This window comes from Shimia sagamensis (genome assembly GCF_900182745.1).
Classification (GTDB): Bacteria; Pseudomonadota; Alphaproteobacteria; order Rhodobacterales; family Rhodobacteraceae; genus Shimia; species Shimia sagamensis.
In genome coordinates, this window is the sequence record NZ_FXTY01000002.1 from 89415 (window position 1) to 106475 (window position 17061).

Genomic DNA, 17061 nt, shown 5'->3' on the forward strand with positions numbered 1-17061 from the left:
ATACCAATGGATTTTGCGGCAGCTTTTACGTGTCTGTCAACAAACCGCATCGATTGCCCGCAATAAGGCCACATATGATGACCTCCAAAACGCCCCCTTTGTCCGCGACCGCCGCTGCTGATGCATATGTATTGGACGATCAGGTTGGTTTTCTCATGCGCCGTGCGAACCAAAGGCATCTGGCAATTTTTTCGGAAGGTATTTCGGACCTGACCCCCACACAGTTTGCAGCTCTTGCCAAACTCTGTGAATTGGGCGCAGTTTCTCAAAACGCCTTGGGGCGTGCGACGTCCATGGACGGCGCCACGATCAAAGGCGTGGTCGATAGGCTGCGCCTCAAAGACCTGGTCGCGAGCACTCCGGACCCAGACGATCAGCGTCGCATCTTGCTCAAGCCAACTGCCGCCGGCTGGGATCTGTTTGAAGCGGTCGCACCGACGGCACATCAGATCACCCAAGACACGCTTGCCCCCCTGAATGACGCAGAGCAAACCATCTTCCTTTTGCTGCTTCAAAAGCTGACCTAACCTGCGTTTCCGTCGCCAATTTTGCACCTCCGCAATGCAGTCGCGATACAGACGCAATACCGACGTGATTTTTTGCGGCTTCAAACGCCAAGATGCCGTGCCAGTTTTGTCGGCTCTGACGCCACCTCGGCACGGGTCAAGACACCGCGCATCCGCCCATTTTCCAACAACACCACTTGATCTCCCAACTCCGTTATGGCGTCCAGTCTCTGCTCCACCAATACCACGGCCACGCCCTTATCACGCATCTGCTCCGTGGCATCGCGGATGGACGTTATCATCGACGGTTGAAGCCCCTCTGTCGGCTCGTCAAGCAGCAAGACTTTTGGCCGCAAACACATGGCGCGGCCCATCGCCAACATCTGTTGCTCACCACCGCTCAACGTTTTTGCACGTTGTCTGTATCGCTCGTTAAGCCTCGGAAAAAGCGTCAAAACTTCCTCCAATACCCGGGCATCCTTACCGTTCGTCAACCGTCCGACTTCTAGGTTTTCCGCGACCGTCATCTCTCCAAACAAACGGCGCCCTTGTGGCACGTAACCAATCCCCGCACGCGGCACCTCGTGTGGTGGAAGATCTGATAAAACAGCGCCTTGCCATGTGACTTGACCAGCCATCAACGGCAACAGCCCCATGATGGATTTTACAGTGGTGGTTTTCCCGGCCCCATTGCGTCCCGTAAGGCAGAGAATTTCACCTGCCGTGGCAACAAATGACACCTCGCGCAACACTTGTGCGCGCCCATAACCTGCAGACACCCCTTCAAGCCGCAGCATGGCCACCCCCAAGGTACGCCGCCTGTACAGCAACATTGGCTTTGACGTCGTCTGGAATGCCTTCAAACAAGATCTTACCCGCGTCCAAAACAGTCACAAAATCAGACACTTGCATGACCACATCCATATTGTGTTCGATCAACAGAACTGTAGTTGTTCCAGCCAGTTCCAGGATCAGCTGATTGAATGCCGCAACTTCACCGTCCGCCAATCCTTGCGTCGGTTCGTCCAAAATCAACAGCTTTGGCGCCTGCGCCAGCCCCATTGCAATTTCCAACAACCGCTGATGCCCATAGCTCAAATCTCCAGCCTCTTCGGAGCGGTGATCAATAAGGCCCACGCGCTCCAGTGATGAGTTTACTGCGTTCTCCACATCGGACCTCCCCGACACTGTCCGGCGTGCAGCCAAAGCCACATTTTCCCAAACGCTCAAGTTCGAAAAAATCGATGTGATTTGAAAGGTATAGCCCATACCCGCCGCAATACGTTTATGGGCAGGCCACGCGGTCACATCGCGATCATCGAAGATTACAGTGCCTGCCGAAGGTGCAGTACGCCCACTTAACATACCAACAAGTGTGGTTTTGCCAGCGCCGTTGGGGCCAATCAATGCACGAACTTGCCCTTCAGGAATTTCAAGCGTCACGTCCTCTACAGCCATCAAGCCGTTGAATTCTTTGGTTAGTCCCTGAGCAGATAACAAACTCACGGCAGCCACCTCCAGAAGCGGCGTCGCAGCTCGCCCAAAAGCCCCTGAGGCGCAAAAAGCGTGAGGCAAACCAATACAACCCCAGCAATCAGCATATAGGCGGTGGTTAGGCCAGAACTGAGATCAATAAGGTAGAACATGAATGCTGTGCCAACCAAAGGGCCAAGGACAGTACCCGCTCCACCCAAAAGCACCCAAAGCAGGGGGAATATCGAATACTGGACCGATGCAAATGACGCCCCTACATAACCAAACAGCAGCCCATAGGCGGCGCCTGACAAAGCGGACAACGTGGCAGATAAAACAACCGCCACAAGCTTATACTTCGCCACGTCATAGCCGAGCATCCGCGCCCGTTCTTCATTTTCACGAATGGCGACAAGCACTTTCCCAAACTGGGACTTAACCACGGAAAGACACATCACAAATGACACGCAACAAATTGTAAACGCGAAGAAATATCTATTTCGGGGATCCGAAAGATCTTGGCCAAGAAACACGCGATCCGCCTGCGCAATAACAAACCCCTCGTCTCCACGTGTGTAGGCGCCAAAATACAAAATAGTCAGATACCCGGCTTGGGCAAACATCAGGGTGACGATCATAAACGCCACCCCTTCCGTACGCAGCGCCAAGACCGCAACCAGACCGCCAATCAGAGCGCCAAGAAAGACACCGCCCCCCAAGGCAAGCCCAGTGCCAGCACCAAACTGCGACATAGCAAGGCCCATCCCGTATAGGCCAGCCGCAAAAAACAGAGCATGACCCAAGCTTAGTAGACCCGTGTATCCAAACAACAAATTGTATCCAGCGGCATAGCTTGCCAAAACCATGATGCGTGCCAGATTGCCGTGGTGATAGGCCGGCAGCACAAATTGCAAAGTGAACAGTGCAACCAACACGCCACCGTGAAGCAGCAGCGATTTTCTCATGTCACCGCTCATGTTCGCTTGGCTCCAAATAGACCTTGCGGACGGAACACCAACACCATCGCGACCACCAACGTGGCGAGAATTTTGGCCAAGGTTGGGGAAAAGAAAACCGAAATTATTCCATCAGATAACCCAATGAGAAGCGCCGCCAATACGGTGCCCGGAAAACTGCCCAAACCACCAATGATCACCACAATGAAGCTCAGCAACAACGGGTCTGCACCCATCAGATAGTGGGCTTGCTGGATCGGCACAATCAACACTGCCGCCAGCGCGGCCATGGCTGCCCCAAGCCCAAATACCATGGCATAGATCCGCTCCACGGGAATCCCAAAAGCCAGCGCCATGTCACGGTCCTGTTCTGTGGCACGCATCAAAAGGCCGAGCTTGCTGCGCGTCATCACCAGCCAAAGTGCGATCAAGATCACACCCGCAGCGCCGATTACAGCCAGCTTGTAACTGGTGATCGACAATCCCCAGGGCCAATAGAGGCCAATCTTACCGTCAACAAATTCAAACCACGGCAGGGCGATGCGTGTGTTGAACGGAGGTGAAACCGGTCGCGCATCTGGCCCATACGTCATCAGCGTAACCTGCTGTAAAATATATAAAATACCGATGGTCGCGACAATTGTTCGCTCTGGATCATAGTCAATCCGTTTGAGAACTGTCATATCCGTGACCGCGGCCAACACGCCAACCAGAACGGGCACAACAATTAGGGCTACGGCAAATCCGACGGCCGCAGTGTCGCCCACCATTTGTGTCACCCACCACGCCAAAACCGAACCAAGCATAAAAAATTCGCCGTGCGCCACGTTCACAACACGCATGACGCCAAACACCAACGCCAAGCCGGAGGCGGTTAACGCCAATACCGCCGCTGTGACCGCACCTTCCAAGGTGGCGAGCATCAAATATGGCCCGAAATCCATCTATCCCCCTACCTCAAAGTGGGCGCGACATACCCGCCGCGCCCAAGCTCTCATCAGAGCGTTTGTGTGGTGTAATCCACCTCATCGGGATAGAACGTGTCTTCAATCGACGTGGTGTGTACCAAGAGCAATTTTCCATCGACGACTTTGGTGATGTACTGGTGCCCAAAGACTTGGTGCGTCTTGCCGTTGAAGATCTTCGCCCCCTGCGGATGTGCGTTGGAGTGTGGCAGGTCAGTCATTGCCTCAACCGCTTCAATTAGCGCCGCGCGATCCTTTGGCCCCTGGTATCCAGCACTTTCCATCCCGGCTTTCACCACATGTAAGGTTTCCCAACAGCCAAACATGTGGGCATAGGTCGACACATCTTTGGGATCACTGATTGAGGCCCCGTTTGCGTCAACGCCAACCCGCTCCCGGAAGAATGCGTCATAGTCGGACTGATCGTCCTGCGCATATCGTGGGTTGCCCTCCCAGAAGTAGGTGCCGTCAAGGAACTCGAGCCCCGGACTGCCAATGTCCACAGCTTCCAGGCTGTCGATAAATCCAAACATCTCAGGACGTTGTGGCCCAAAGAACTCACCCAATTCCTTCACAAAGGTCAGCACAGCCGGCCCAACCATCACGTGATAAATCACTTCGGTGTCCCGAGGAATTTTGGGGAAATATTTGGTGAACGACGTTTCGGTTGGCGGGATTGCAATGTGCTCCAGAACTTCGCCGCCCTGTGCCTCGATCGCGGCTGTGAAATAATCCCGGTGATCATGACCAAACGCAAAGTCTGGGAAGATCATCGTGACTTTCTTGCCAAGGTTGTCCGCCACAAACGGCGCCATGGCCTGCACCTGACTTTTCACATCTGTGATGCCAGGCTGCAGTGTGTAGCGGTTCAACATGCCGCTTGCGACATGGTGCCCTTCAGAAACCACAAAATATGGCAATTTCAATTCGCCCGCGCGCGGCGCAGATCCAATCACCACGTGGGAAAACAGTGTACCAAATCCGATGTCACAATTGTGCTGTGTCGCAAATTTTTCGACAACTTCGGCGCCACGCTTTGGATCGGTCCCGTCATCCTCAGAGACAATTTCCAAGGGTCGCCCATTGATGCCGCCTTGCTCATTGATCAAAGCTGCGGCTGCTGACGTTGTGCGATCATACCACCGGCCATAGGCCGCGCCGATGCCAGTCCGGTGCACCTGAAAACCCACTTTAATTGGTTCAGATGTTTGCGCGCCGGCGTATCTGGCCCAAAGCGGCACTGTCGCGGCAGCGGCCCCGCCAAGCGCCAGAGTTTTGAGCGCGTCACGGCGCGTAGGTCGCGCCCCTGTTGCTGGTACGGTCTTGGATTTGGTCATCACTTTACCCCCTGTGTTCACATGGTCTGTGACCGAAAATTCCGTTACTCTTCACACTTGTTAGAGTGCGAATGAATGACGGTTCTGTCTAGAGGGCGCGTGTTGTGTCAGAAGCCGCGCGGAGATGCAAGCAGCCAAAGCCCAAAAAAGGTGTAGCAAATCATAAAGATAGCAATAGGCACTTGAGACAGTAACGCGGCGCGCCCAGATCCAAAGTGCTGCACGGCCACCGCGTGTGCGAGTAAAACCGCTACAATATGGCCAATCACTACGCCACCCGCCTGGCACAGCCACAGCACACGCACGCTGTCCTGCGAATTAAAAAATCCGGTGGTCACATAGACCTGCCCAAGACCAAGAAAGTCCTGTCCCGTTGCCCAGGGATCGGTTGCAGCGATTAACGCATATTGCGCCTCAACAAGGAAGCTCGAGAAGTAATGTGCAAAATGATAGCCAAGCGCGATGGGCAGCACAGTTGGCGCAAACAGGCAAAACGCACGGCCCAGCCCAACTTCCTTGATCCGACCAATCCTTAGCCCCAGCCAAAGAGTTCCTGTAAAGACCGCTACAAGCAAAACGTTGCTAACAGCCACCCCCCCCAGAGTTTGCCACACAACAGCAGAACGACCAGGGAACTCCAGTGGGTTAAGACCCAGTTGTGCCAACCACCAGAACGTTTCATTCACCCCATCAAAGCTTCCGCTGGCAAGCACCAAGAGGCTCAAAAGAGCCATGCCAAACGGCATGACACGCCCGTGCAAAATCTGCCAACCCCAAAGCCCAGCGGCATTACGTTGGGACACGCGCCCAAATGGAGCCAACTGAGCATAGAGGCGCATGACCATGCCAATGCCCTCTGCGCGACGTTCCCAACGTGGTCCAAATAGGACTATACCGGTGAAGTGTATGCCCCAGTAAATCGCCACCGCACGCGCCAATCGTGCCGGGTCCGAGGGAGCTGTGTCAGCAAGCAGAAAAGCGACAAACGCAAGAAACGAGAAGACGCCCAAAACATGCCCAAACTGACGTGGAAACCGAAACAGAGGCTGTTGACCCAAGATCGCGCGCAACAGCCAAATCAGTCCTGACCATGGATTGATCCACCTCCAAAGGTCTCCAAGTAACCCTTGCAAAAACACCAACCCAACCCACCAAACAGTCCAAATCACCAGCGGCATGGGATTGGCAAGTGGATCGCGTGGTCCCTCCAGCCCAATGTAGATCAGCCAAAATAGGAACATGCTGGATAGCAGGCTGGTTATCTTTGGGAGAACCCAACCGTGGCGGCGCCATAACGTCACCGGGCGGAACAGATCTCCAACCACTGTGTCGGGCACCAATGCCAACATCGCAACAGTCAAAGCCACCGCCAAGACGCCTGATGCAATGTAAATGTCTGTAGGCAAAAGCAACACAAATCCGCCTTCGGACGTGTGCGCCTGCGCCTGCCCTGAAACCATTGTAACACCAGCAAACACAGAGGCGACGGCAAAGAACCGGTGCTTGAAGGTGTGGTGTGAGTGAGACATCGTGGTGATCATGCGGCGACTATAACGACGGGTTAAAGAGATGAAAGCGCGAAAGGTTTTGGGATTTTTGCTACTTGTTGGTGTGGTTGCAGCGGGTGGATACACGCTTTTGAAGCCCAAGCAACCGCCTCCAATTTTGCTGACCAATGCCAAGGCTGCCCCCCTCGAAATGGGGGCAAGCCAACTGGCTGTTTTTGTGTCAATTGAAAACTCTGGCCCATCGGACACGCTTCTCTTCGCAAGCGCGCCAGACGCGAAATCTGCAGCATTTAGTCAAACCTTCGGCCCTCTAGCGCTCCCGTCAGGTAGTACATCGGCGCTTGCCGCTGACGGGGTATTTCTCAAACTAAATGACGTTAGAGGTCCCTTGGATCACGGTCGTACCCTCCCAATTTCACTGACCTTTGCAAAAGCAGGAACACTCACAACACGTGCCCGCATTGTTGCATTTCGCAATCAAGGCAATGCGGCCAACTATGGTCTTTTTGGCATTGGTGATATTTGCCGCGTGGGCGACGGAGAACCCGCCCCGCACATTGAACTCGAAGCCTCCAAAATCGAAACAGGTTGGACAATCGACATTCTGTCCGATGACTTCGAGTTCACACCGGAGCTTGCCGATGGCCCTCATGTTCCAGGCACTGGCCACGGCCATATTTATGTCAACGGATTGAAACTTGGTCGGCTCTATTCTGCGTCCACCTCGATCGGGCACTTACCAGTCGGTCAGCACGAGATTCGCGTAACTTTGTCGACCAATGACCACCGTGCATACGTTGTAGGCGACAGCCCAGTCACCGCTTCGATTCAAATTCACAGCGATTGACAGACAAATACTCGTGCCTCCATCATTTGCGTGCAAATAGATTTGCACGGAGGATCGTTGGTGGCCGACTCAGAAGACGCGCAAGGCAACACCATTGTGGGTGTTGATGTTGGCGGCACATTCACCGATTTGGTGGCTCTGAGCCCAAGCGGGCTTCGTCTCGCCAAAGTACCCAGCACAATCGACAACCAATCCAAAGGTGTCTTGAGTGCGCTTAAGGCAGCCGACTGTGACATTGCCGCGTTGGACCTTATCGTGCATGGCACAACCACCACCACCAATGCCGTCTTGGAACGCAAACTTGCGCGCACTGGGCTGATCACCACCCAAGGCTTTCGTGACATTTTGGAACTTGGCCGGCGAACGCGACCACAGGCCTACGGCATGTTTGGTGAGTTCAAACCACTCATTCCCCGGGATCTCCGTCTTGAAGTGCCTGAAAGGATGGACTGCGATGGAAACATAATAACACCTCTCGACAATAACGCGGTAGCGAACGCAGCCAGATCTCTACTGGATCGGGGATGTGAAGCCGTAGTGGTGCATTTCCTGCACGCCTACGCCAATCCAACCCACGAACAACAGGCTGTAGAAGTCATTCAATCCCTTTGGCCAAATAACTACATAACCGCAGGGCACGCCTTGCTTTCGGAAAACCGCGAGTATGAGCGGGGTGTCACGGCGGCAGTAAACGCCTCTGTCCAGCCTGTTCTGAGCAAATACGTGGATCGGTTGGTTCGGGCCCTAACCGACAAGGGATACACACGCGACCTTCTGATCATGAACGGTAACGGTGGCATGGTCCGCGCCCAACACGTGGCCAAGGAGGCGGCAAAAACCGTGATGTCTGGACCTGCATCCGGCGTTATGGCTGCCGCTTTCACCGGACGCATGTGCAGCGAGCCAAACCTGATCACCTACGACATGGGCGGCACCTCAACAGATGTTGCCTTGATCCGTGACGCCACACCTTCGGTCTCAAATGAGATCGAAGTGGAATACGGTTTGCCAATTCACGTCCCTATGGTTGACGTGCGCACAGTGGGTGCTGGAGGCGGCTCGATTGCGCGGATCAACTCGGGAGGTCTGCTTGAAGTGGGACCAGAAAGCGCCGGTGCATCCCCAGGCCCGATATGTTATGGACGCGGCGGCACAGAACCAACAATCTCAGACGCCAACTTTCTGCTCGGCAGGTTACGACCACCCAATTTCTCCGGGACCGACGAAAGCAAAATTTCGCGTAATGTGCGTGGCGTTATGACGGGTCAACTGGCTTCCGCTCTAAACTGCTCTGCAGTGGAGGCCGCCGCAGCTGTTGTTCGCATCGCAAATGCAAAAATGGCCGGAGCAATCCGAATGGTGTCTTTGTCTTTGGGCGCAGATCCACGTGATTTTGCACTGTTTGCCTTCGGAGGAGCCGGCCCCCTGCACGCAGCAGATTTGGCAAGAGAACTTGATATCCCGAGAGTCGTCATTCCCGCCCGTCCAGGCCTCACCAATGCGTTAGGATGTGTGGTCGCTGATCTTCGATATGACTTTGTTCGCACCCTCAACATTCCATTGAGCACTCTTGGCCCCAATCAGATCGCCTCGGTATTCTCGGCTCAAATCGAACAGGGCAAATCCATGGTTTCCAAAGAAACCGTCACTTTGGATCGTATTGAGAGTATCCTGTCTCTTGATATGCAATTCACTGGCCAAACCCACCTTCTGCGGGTGCCGATCGACAACCCTGCCATAACAAATGCCGAATTGCAGAGCTTATTTGAACGGATTTACTTTGAGCGCTTTCACGTTGAACTCCCCAACATTCAGGCAACCGTGGTAAATGTGAACTGCTCGATAGTCGGCCACCGCCCACCACTCGACCTCTCACAGCTGCTTGATCGAAAGGCGCGCGCCGTCAATCTACGGGAGGCACAAACCAGCACCAGACCCGTCTTTTTCGACACCACTTGGATTGAAACGCCTGTCTTTTCGCGCGATGCCATGCCCGCGCACGTTTCGTTTTATGGCCCCGCCATTCTCGAGCAAATGGACACGACAATTGTTGTCCCACCCGGAGATCGAGTGACGTCAGACAAGGTTGGAAATCTGATCCTACACGTGGGAGGGGCTTTATGACTTTGGACCCAATCACCCTCACGGTGATACAAGCTGGCCTGCAGCAGGTGTGTGATGAAATGGATCTTGCCTTTTCTCGTGCCGCGTTCTCTCCGGTCATAGCCGAAGCCAATGACCGTTCTGACGGCATTTATGCTGCGGCTGATGGGGCATTGATCGCCCAGGGATCCGCCGGCCTGCCTGTCTTTGTCGGGACAATGCAGTATTCGACACGCACGCTCATTGAAATGATTGTCTCGGGTGACGTCGCGGCGCCAAGTCCCGGCGACATCTACATTGTGAACGATCCGTATCTGGGTGGTACCCACCTTATGGACGTGCGCTTTGCCAAGCCATTTTATCGCGACGGCAAAATCTTCTGTTGGCTTTCCAACACTGGCCATTGGCCGGATACAGGCGGTGCTGTACCGGGCGGCTTCTCGGCCTCTGCCACAGCTGTGGAACAAGAAGGTTTGCGCTTACCTCCCGTCAAACTGTTCAAGCAAGGCCTTCTGGACAAAGAGATTTTTTTCATCATTCGGTCCAATATTCGCGTCGCAGAGCAACGTATTGGCGATGTGCAAGCTCAGGCCGCGGCTCTACTCGTCGGCGAAACTCGATTGGCTGCCCTCTTGGACCGCTATGGCGACCATTCAGTTTGTGATGCGATCGATGAGTTAAACCAACGCGCCACGCAACAAATGCAGAATTGTCTTCATGACATTCCGGTCGGCACCTATGTTGCAAAGGCTTTTGTAGATAGCGACGGCGTGGTCAACAAACCACTGACCATTGAATTGTCTGTGGTCAAATCTGGCCACAACCTTGTTTTTGACTTCAGCGGCAGCAGCCCGCCTTGTCTGGGGCCTATGAATTCCGTCCGCGCCACCACCTACAGCGCCGTCTACCTCGCGATGCGCCATATCTTCCCGCATGTTCCTATGAACGCCGGCGCATTTAGGCCATTCGACATCACCGGAATTGAAAACACTTTTCTGGACGCCCAATATCCCCGCCCTGTCTCCGGATGTGCAGCCGAAGTCTCCCAACGCATAGCTGAGGCCGTGTTTGCAGCTTTGGTCGACGCATTACCAGACAAGGTCACCGCCGCCCCAGCTGGAACCAGCGGCAACTTCGCGCTTGGCGGTTTCGATCCCGACCGCAATCGCGACTATGTCATGTACCAAATTTCCGGTGGCGGTTATGGAGGGAATGCCGATCATGACGGTCTCACCAATGGCTGTTCAACCATCGGCATCTCCAAAGCCCCTCCCATTGAAATCATGGAACAGGCTTATCCAGTACTCTACCACCACTATGCGTTGCACGAAGGCTCCGGTGGCGCAGGCAAACACCGTGGAGGGTTTGGTCTAGATTATGAAGTAGAGCTGCGCCGAGGTCAGGCGAAGGCCAGCTTTGTCATGGACCACGGGCGATTTGGGCCACAAGGCGCATTGGGCGGCGCAGACGGCGGTCTTAACAAAGTGACGGTCCATCGAAACGGTATGGCCTACACACCTGAGCATCTTTCCAAAGAACAAGACATCCCTCTATGCGCAGGGGATCACGTACATGTCCAAACGCCCGGCGGTGGAGGTTATGGATCGCCCCTTGATCGCAAGCCAAGCCTTGTGCTCGAAGATGTACGCTTGGGGCGATATTCCGAACAACAGGCCAAAGACTTTTTTGGTGTTGTGTTCACCGGCACGCCTCCAATTGTTGACACAAATGCCACGCAGCTGCTACGCGCGAAAAAGCGCGCCATCTAATATGGCGCGCTTTAACGTGACCTATTAACACTGTGATTTAAAAGAAGGATTGCAGTCCTGTTTGAGCACGACCCAAGATCAATGCATGCACATCATGCGTGCCTTCATAGGTGTTTACAGTTTCCAGGTTCACCATGTGACGGATCACGCCAAACTCAAGGCTAATGCCGTTGCCGCCATGCATATCGCGTGACATGCGCGCAATATCTAGTGCCTTGCCACAGTTGTTGCGCTTGATGATCGACACCATTTCCGGCGCGGCTTTTGCCTCATCCATCAGACGGCCAACCCTCAGCGCGGCTTGAAGACCCAGAGAGATCTCGGTCTGCATGTTTGCCAACTTCAGCTGGAACAGCTGCGTTTGCGCCAGTGGCTTGCCAAACTGTTTGCGGTCCAGGCCATACTGACGCGCCGCGTGCCAGCAGAACTCCGCTGCCCCCATCGCACCCCATGCAATGCCATACCGCGCACGGTTCAGACAGCCGAATGGACCTTTCAGGCCTTCGACATTTGGCAGCAGAGCATCTTCGGACACTTCCACATTCTCGAGCACAATCTCACCGGTGATCGACGCGCGCAACGAGGCCTTGTGCATGATCTTTGGAGCTGAAAGTCCCTTGGTGCCTTTATCCAAAACAAAGCCGCGGATCTTGCCACCATGTGCGTCTGACTTGGCCCACACCACAAACACATCTGCAATTGGCGAGTTGGAAATCCACATTTTTGCACCATTCAGCACATAGCCACCGTCCACCTTTTTGGCAGTGGTTTTCATGCTGCCCGGATCAGATCCCGCATCCGGCTCGGTCAGTCCAAAGCAGCCAATCCATTCGCCAGACGCCAGTTTTGGCAGGTACTTCTTGCGCTGCTCTTCAGAGCCATAGGCGTAGATCGGATACATCACCAGTGAGCTCTGCACCGACATCATCGAACGATAGCCGCTGTCCACACGCTCCACTTCGCGCGCCACAAGACCGTAGGTAACGTAGCCAGCACCAATACCGCCGTATTCTTCTGGGATGGTGGTGCCCAACAGGCCCATCTCGCCCATCTCGGCAAAAATCGCCGGATCGGTCTCTTCCTGCTCAAACGCAGCGGTAACCCGTGGCGCCAGCTTTTCGTCACAATAAGCGCGTGCGGCATCCCGGATCATACGCTCATCTTCTTCAAGCTGGCTTTCAATCAGAAACGGGTCTTCCCAGTTGAACGAACCCAATTCCGGTTTGGACTGTGGTGCCAGATCCTTGGCCATGGTCTCTCCTTCCGTCCGCCTCACATAGAGGCGCAAAACATCAATTTCCGTTGTAGCCCAAAATGTCCGTCCCTGCCTCTACGTCAAGGCAACCCGTATCAAACGCCGCTACGTCGCGAAAACTTTCTTGCCTTCTATTGCGCAGAATATTGAGCATTGCTAGACCCAATTGATCAAAGTTTCGTTGCGTCCTGTTGGCACAGTGTATCACATCAACAGGCGCAACACGGAGGACCCGATGAGCGATCCGTTTGACGTAGGCGACCGCCTTAAAAAACTGCGCCTTTCCGCAGGATTGAGTCAGCGTCAACTGGCGCAATACGCTGGCGTGCCCCATGGTCAGATCTCGATGATCGAAACCAATCGCTCCAGTCCCTCTGTTGCCAGCTTGCGCAAGATATTGGGCGGCATGGGTATGTCTATGGGAGAGTTCTTTGAACCGGAAACCCATGCTCCAGGGCAAGTTTTCTTTGGTCCAGAGGCTCTCTCTGACCTTACGTCACAACTGGGCGCCGAGGCTTCGAAACTGACCCTCAAACAGGTAGGAAACGCCAAAGACCACGGCTTGCAGATCCTGCGTGAACACTACGCCCCAGGAGCTGACACCGGTGAAACCATGCTATCCCACCCCGCAAACGAAGGCGGCATTGTGCTCTCAGGCGAACTCGAAGTGACCGTGGGCCCCCAAACCCAAACCCTGCGTGCCGGGGACAGCTATCTGTTTGACAGCCGACAACCACACCGCTTCCGCAACATCTCTGACAAACCGGCCGAGGTGGTTTCCGCCTGTACGCCGCCATACCTCTGAAGGCTCCCCATGACCCCACTCAAAGGTCTTAAAGTTGTAGAACTCGCCCGCATTTTGGCTGGCCCCTGGATTGGCCAATCGCTGGCCGACCTTGGTGCTGAAGTTATCAAAGTGGAAGCTCCGCAAGGTGATGACACCCGAACCTGGGGCCCGCCCTTTATCGAGCGCGACGGCGACAAAACCGCAGCCTATTTCTACGCAGCAAATCGCGGCAAGACCTCCGTGGTCGCGGATTTCCGAACTGAGAAAGGCCGCGCCCAGGTGCTGGAACTGATCAAAGACGCCGATATTCTAATCGAGAACTTCAAAGTTGGCGGGTTGAAGAAATACGGTTTGGACTACGACACGCTATCCCAAGTCAATCCGCGCCTGATCTACTGCTCGATCACCGGCTTTGGCCAAACTGGCCCTTATGCCTCCCGCGCTGGCTATGATTTCCTGTTGCAGGGCATGTCTGGCCTGATGTCGATCACCGGCGAGCCAGAACGCCAACCACAAAAGGTTGGTGTCGCGGTCACGGACGTGGTCACGGGTCTCTATGGCACCATCGGTATTCTTGCCGCTGTGGAGCAACGCCATGCCACTGGCAAAGGCCAACACATCGACATGTCTTTGTTGGATTGTGCCACGGCCATGCTCGCCAATCAGGCAATGAACTACCTGGCCACCGGCGACAGCCCAAATCGCAAAGGCAACGCACATCCCAACATTGCACCATATCAAGTGGTGCCCACATCGGACGGCCACATCATCATTGCGGTGGGCAATGACGGTCAATTCCAACGTCTTTGTGGCGTTCTTTCGCGTGGCGACTTAGGGGATGCACCGGACTATGCAACCAACCAATTGCGCGTCGCCAATCGCGAAGCGCTGACCAAACAGATCGAGCTGGAAACCAGTAAGTGGACATCGGAAAATCTGCTGTCCGCTTTGGAAGCAGCCACAGTCCCTGCTGGCCCGATCAACTCCATTGAGCAAGCGCTCACCGATCCCCAAGTCGAAGCCCGCGGTATGGTGGTTGAGGCCGAAGGCGTGCGGGGCTTGCGCGGTCCTTGGGTGTTCTCGGACGCAGAGCTGGCGATAAACCGCACCGCGCCTGTTCTGCCAAAACCTGAGACTTAAACCCCAAGGTACCTATCGGTCTCTTCTGGCCCCAAATCACCAAACGCTCCGGCCCAGACCGTGCGTCCCTTTTCAAGGATAACCGCACAGTCAGCCACCTGCCCCAATTCTTTTAGCGACTTGTCGATCGCAATGATCGCCATACCAGTCTCCGCTTTCAGCTTGGCCACAGCTTCCCAGATTTCCTGCCGGATCACCGGTGCCAACCCCTCGGTGGCCTCATCCAGAATAAGTAACTTTGGATTGGTCATCAGCGCGCGACCAATCGCCAACATCTGTTGCTCCCCACCGGAGAGCGAAGCTGCTGACTGATCACGCCGCTCTTCCAAGCGCGGAAACAGGCGACACACCGCCTCAAAGTCCCAAGCCCCTTTGCGGGCGGCCGCAATCAAGTTCTCGTGCACCGACAGATTTGCGAAACATCGGCGCCCCTCCGGCACCAAACCAATGCCCAATCGAGCAGCCTTATAGGACGGCAACGCCCCGATATCCTGCCCGCCAAATTGCACCGCGCCATCCGAGTTCTTGAGCATCCGGCACATGACTTTCACGGTGGTGGTCTTGCCCATACCGTTGCGTCCCATCAGCGCCAAAACTTCGCCTTCACCAACGCTCAACGACACATCAAACAGCGCCTGACTTGGACCATAAAACGCCGCGACATTTTTTAGCTCGATCAAACTCATGCTGGCACCTCGTCGCCCAGATAGGCCCGCCGAATTTCCGGGTTCACTTTGATTTCCTCTGGCGTGCCAGTTGCGATCACCTCGCCATAAACCAACACACTAATCCGATCCGCCAACGCAAAAACCGCATCCATATCGTGCTCGATCAACAGAATTGGTGCTTCTTTCCGCAACTCCGTCAAAAGCCCAATCATTTGTTGCGCCCCTTCCAAGCCCAGTCCTGCCATCGGCTCATCCATCAGGAAAGCTTTGGGTTTAAGGGTCAGGGCAACTGCCACCTCAAGCTGCCGTCGTTGACCATGACTCAAATCAGCAGTCCGTGTCGTTGCAAACTCAGCCAGGCCAACCTGCGCCAGTGCCGCCTTAGCGGCAGATACAAGCCGCACATCTTTCATGACCGGCTTAAAGAACGCCATCACATTGCCGCGTTGCCCCAGTGCTCCAAGCACCGCGTTTTGCAACACGGTGTGCTCCATGGCGAGCGACGAAATCTGAAATGTTCTCCCCAACCCTTTGCGTGCACGCTCTGCTGGTCCAACGTCGGTCAGATGCTCATCCATCAGGCTGACTGCACCACTATCGGAGGCCAAATGCCCGGTGATTTGCTGGATCAACGTCGATTTCCCAGCCCCATTGGGCCCAATCAAGGCGTGGATTTCCCCTTTGCGCAAATCCAATGACACATCGTTGGTCGCTTTGAGGGCACCAAAGCTTTTGAAAAGTCGATCTGTGCGCAACACCACATCAGTCATGGGCTTTCTCCCGACCTGCAAAGGCACCAATCAAGCCCCCCTTCGCAAAAAGCACGATACCGAGCAGCAGCGCGCCTAAGTAGACATGCCAGAACTCTGACAGACCCCCGAGCGTATGCTCCAGAAGAATAAAGATCATCGCGCCAATCACTGGCCCAAACAGACGCCCCACCCCACCGATGATGATGAAAATAATGATCTCACCCGACATCTGCCAACTCAGCATGGTGGGGCTGACAAACCGGTTGAGGTCCGCAAACAACGCCCCAGCCAGTCCGGTCACCGCGCCGGAAATCACAAAAGCCACCAGCCGAAGGTGGTACGGCTTCAGGCCAACCGACAACACGCGCGTCTCATTCTGCCGCGCCGCGCTTAGCGCCAAACCAAAGGCCGATTTGTGAATTGCATTCATCAGCAGCAACACCAGACACAGGATCACAAAACACAGGCCAAAGAACTGGATTGGCACCAGTGTGTTCAACCCCGGAAACCCGTTGCGCACATAGATCGATAGGCCATCTTCGCCGCCATAGGCAGGCCAGCTGATCGCGAAGTAGTAGACCATCTGCCCAAAGGCCAAAGTGATCATAATGAAATACACGCCTGAGGTTCGAAGGCTCAGTACCCCGATCGCCAGCGCCGCCAGCGCACTTGTCACCATCGCCACCAGCCAGATCACTGGCATCGATTTGGTTCCCTCGATCAGAAACGGTGCTTCCATAATTGGTGCGTAGGACTGTGCATGGCTCGCCAAAATTCCCATCGCGTAGCCACCAATTCCGAAAAACGCCGCATGCCCCAAGCTCACCAACCCGCCTGTGCCCAGTGCCAGGTTCAACCCAACGCCGGCCAATGCAAAAATCGCGGCCCGTGTCGCCAAGGTAATGATAAATGGCTCATCCGCCATCAACGCCCAAAGCGGCACCCCAAGCAGCACAGCTAATGAAGCAACGTTGATCCAAGTTTCGCGTGTCATC

Annotated in this window: 16 protein-coding genes; 6 read left to right on the forward strand and 10 right to left on the reverse strand. The window is 54.9% G+C overall.

Annotated features, from left to right (window positions below; genetic code table 11):
- Positions 1-74 precede the first annotated feature (74 nt).
- Entirely contained in the window at positions 75-527 is a 453-nt protein-coding gene (locus QOL67_RS04945) for a MarR family winged helix-turn-helix transcriptional regulator (protein ID WP_346770598.1), read from the forward strand.
- 80 nt (positions 528-607) lie between these two features.
- Here QOL67_RS04945 and QOL67_RS04950 read toward each other — a convergent pair whose 3' ends face one another.
- The 6 genes from QOL67_RS04950 to QOL67_RS04975 form a co-directional block, all read right to left on the reverse strand.
- Positions 608-1303: an ABC transporter ATP-binding protein gene (locus tag QOL67_RS04950; protein WP_283424862.1), complete on the reverse strand. Its 696-nt coding sequence runs from the start codon at positions 1301-1303 to the stop codon at positions 608-610.
- Positions 1290-2012 (reverse strand): ABC transporter ATP-binding protein, encoded by a 723-nt coding sequence (locus tag QOL67_RS04955; RefSeq protein WP_283424863.1) that lies wholly within the window; start codon positions 2010-2012, stop codon positions 1290-1292. The genes QOL67_RS04950 and QOL67_RS04955 overlap by 14 nt, the downstream gene beginning before the upstream one ends.
- The gene (locus QOL67_RS04960; RefSeq protein WP_283424864.1) at positions 2009-2944 is read right to left on the reverse strand and encodes a branched-chain amino acid ABC transporter permease; all 936 of its coding nucleotides are present in this window, start codon (positions 2942-2944) and stop codon (positions 2009-2011) included. The genes QOL67_RS04955 and QOL67_RS04960 overlap by 4 nt, the downstream gene beginning before the upstream one ends.
- A gap of 8 nt (positions 2945-2952) precedes the next feature.
- The gene (locus tag QOL67_RS04965; RefSeq protein ID WP_283424865.1) at positions 2953-3879 is read right to left on the reverse strand and encodes a branched-chain amino acid ABC transporter permease; all 927 of its coding nucleotides are present in this window, start codon (positions 3877-3879) and stop codon (positions 2953-2955) included.
- 53 nt (positions 3880-3932) lie between these two features.
- Positions 3933-5237, reverse strand: a complete 1305-nt coding sequence (locus QOL67_RS04970; RefSeq protein ID WP_283424866.1) for an ABC transporter substrate-binding protein — start codon at positions 5235-5237, stop codon at positions 3933-3935.
- A gap of 107 nt (positions 5238-5344) precedes the next feature.
- Positions 5345-6766: a hypothetical protein gene (locus QOL67_RS04975; protein ID WP_283424867.1), complete on the reverse strand. Its 1422-nt coding sequence runs from the start codon at positions 6764-6766 to the stop codon at positions 5345-5347.
- A 40-nt stretch (positions 6767-6806) separates the two neighbouring features.
- On the opposite strand from QOL67_RS04975, the gene QOL67_RS04980 reads away from it, so the two are divergent.
- Genes QOL67_RS04980 through QOL67_RS04990 form a run of 3 tightly spaced genes read left to right on the forward strand, consistent with a single transcriptional unit; the run spans position 6807 to position 11464 of the window.
- Positions 6807-7592, forward strand: a complete 786-nt coding sequence (locus QOL67_RS04980; RefSeq protein WP_283424868.1) for a copper chaperone PCu(A)C — start codon at positions 6807-6809, stop codon at positions 7590-7592.
- A gap of 60 nt (positions 7593-7652) precedes the next feature.
- Complete coding sequence (locus QOL67_RS04985) at positions 7653-9716, forward strand: hydantoinase/oxoprolinase family protein (RefSeq protein WP_283424869.1); 2064 nt, start codon at positions 7653-7655, stop codon at positions 9714-9716.
- Positions 9713-11464, forward strand: a complete 1752-nt coding sequence (locus tag QOL67_RS04990; RefSeq protein ID WP_283424870.1) for a hydantoinase B/oxoprolinase family protein — start codon at positions 9713-9715, stop codon at positions 11462-11464. The genes QOL67_RS04985 and QOL67_RS04990 overlap by 4 nt, the downstream gene beginning before the upstream one ends.
- A gap of 37 nt (positions 11465-11501) precedes the next feature.
- Here QOL67_RS04990 and QOL67_RS04995 read toward each other — a convergent pair whose 3' ends face one another.
- Positions 11502-12716 carry an acyl-CoA dehydrogenase gene (locus QOL67_RS04995; RefSeq protein WP_283424871.1) on the reverse strand — a complete coding sequence of 405 codons (1215 nt, stop codon included), beginning with the start codon at positions 12714-12716 and terminating at the stop codon, positions 11502-11504.
- A gap of 238 nt (positions 12717-12954) precedes the next feature.
- Here QOL67_RS04995 and QOL67_RS05000 point away from each other — a divergent pair, with 238 nt between their 5' ends.
- Both QOL67_RS05000 and QOL67_RS05005 read left to right on the forward strand, forming a co-directional pair.
- Positions 12955-13524 carry a cupin domain-containing protein gene (locus QOL67_RS05000; protein WP_283424872.1) on the forward strand — a complete coding sequence of 190 codons (570 nt, stop codon included), beginning with the start codon at positions 12955-12957 and terminating at the stop codon, positions 13522-13524.
- 9 nt (positions 13525-13533) lie between these two features.
- The gene (locus tag QOL67_RS05005) at positions 13534-14646 is read left to right on the forward strand and encodes a CaiB/BaiF CoA transferase family protein (protein WP_283424873.1); all 1113 of its coding nucleotides are present in this window, start codon (positions 13534-13536) and stop codon (positions 14644-14646) included.
- Here QOL67_RS05005 and QOL67_RS05010 read toward each other — a convergent pair.
- Genes QOL67_RS05010 through QOL67_RS05020 form a run of 3 tightly spaced genes read right to left on the reverse strand, consistent with a single transcriptional unit; the run spans position 14643 to position 17060 of the window.
- Positions 14643-15332 (reverse strand): ABC transporter ATP-binding protein, encoded by a 690-nt coding sequence (locus tag QOL67_RS05010; RefSeq protein WP_283424874.1) that lies wholly within the window; start codon positions 15330-15332, stop codon positions 14643-14645. The two genes, QOL67_RS05005 and QOL67_RS05010, sit on opposite strands and share 4 nt — an antisense overlap.
- The gene (locus QOL67_RS05015) at positions 15329-16084 is read right to left on the reverse strand and encodes an ABC transporter ATP-binding protein (protein ID WP_283424875.1); all 756 of its coding nucleotides are present in this window, start codon (positions 16082-16084) and stop codon (positions 15329-15331) included. The genes QOL67_RS05010 and QOL67_RS05015 overlap by 4 nt, the downstream gene beginning before the upstream one ends.
- The gene (locus QOL67_RS05020; protein ID WP_283424876.1) at positions 16077-17060 is read right to left on the reverse strand and encodes a branched-chain amino acid ABC transporter permease; all 984 of its coding nucleotides are present in this window, start codon (positions 17058-17060) and stop codon (positions 16077-16079) included. Before QOL67_RS05020 ends, QOL67_RS05015 begins: the two co-directional genes overlap by 8 nt.
- Between the last annotated feature and the right edge of the window lies 1 nt (position 17061).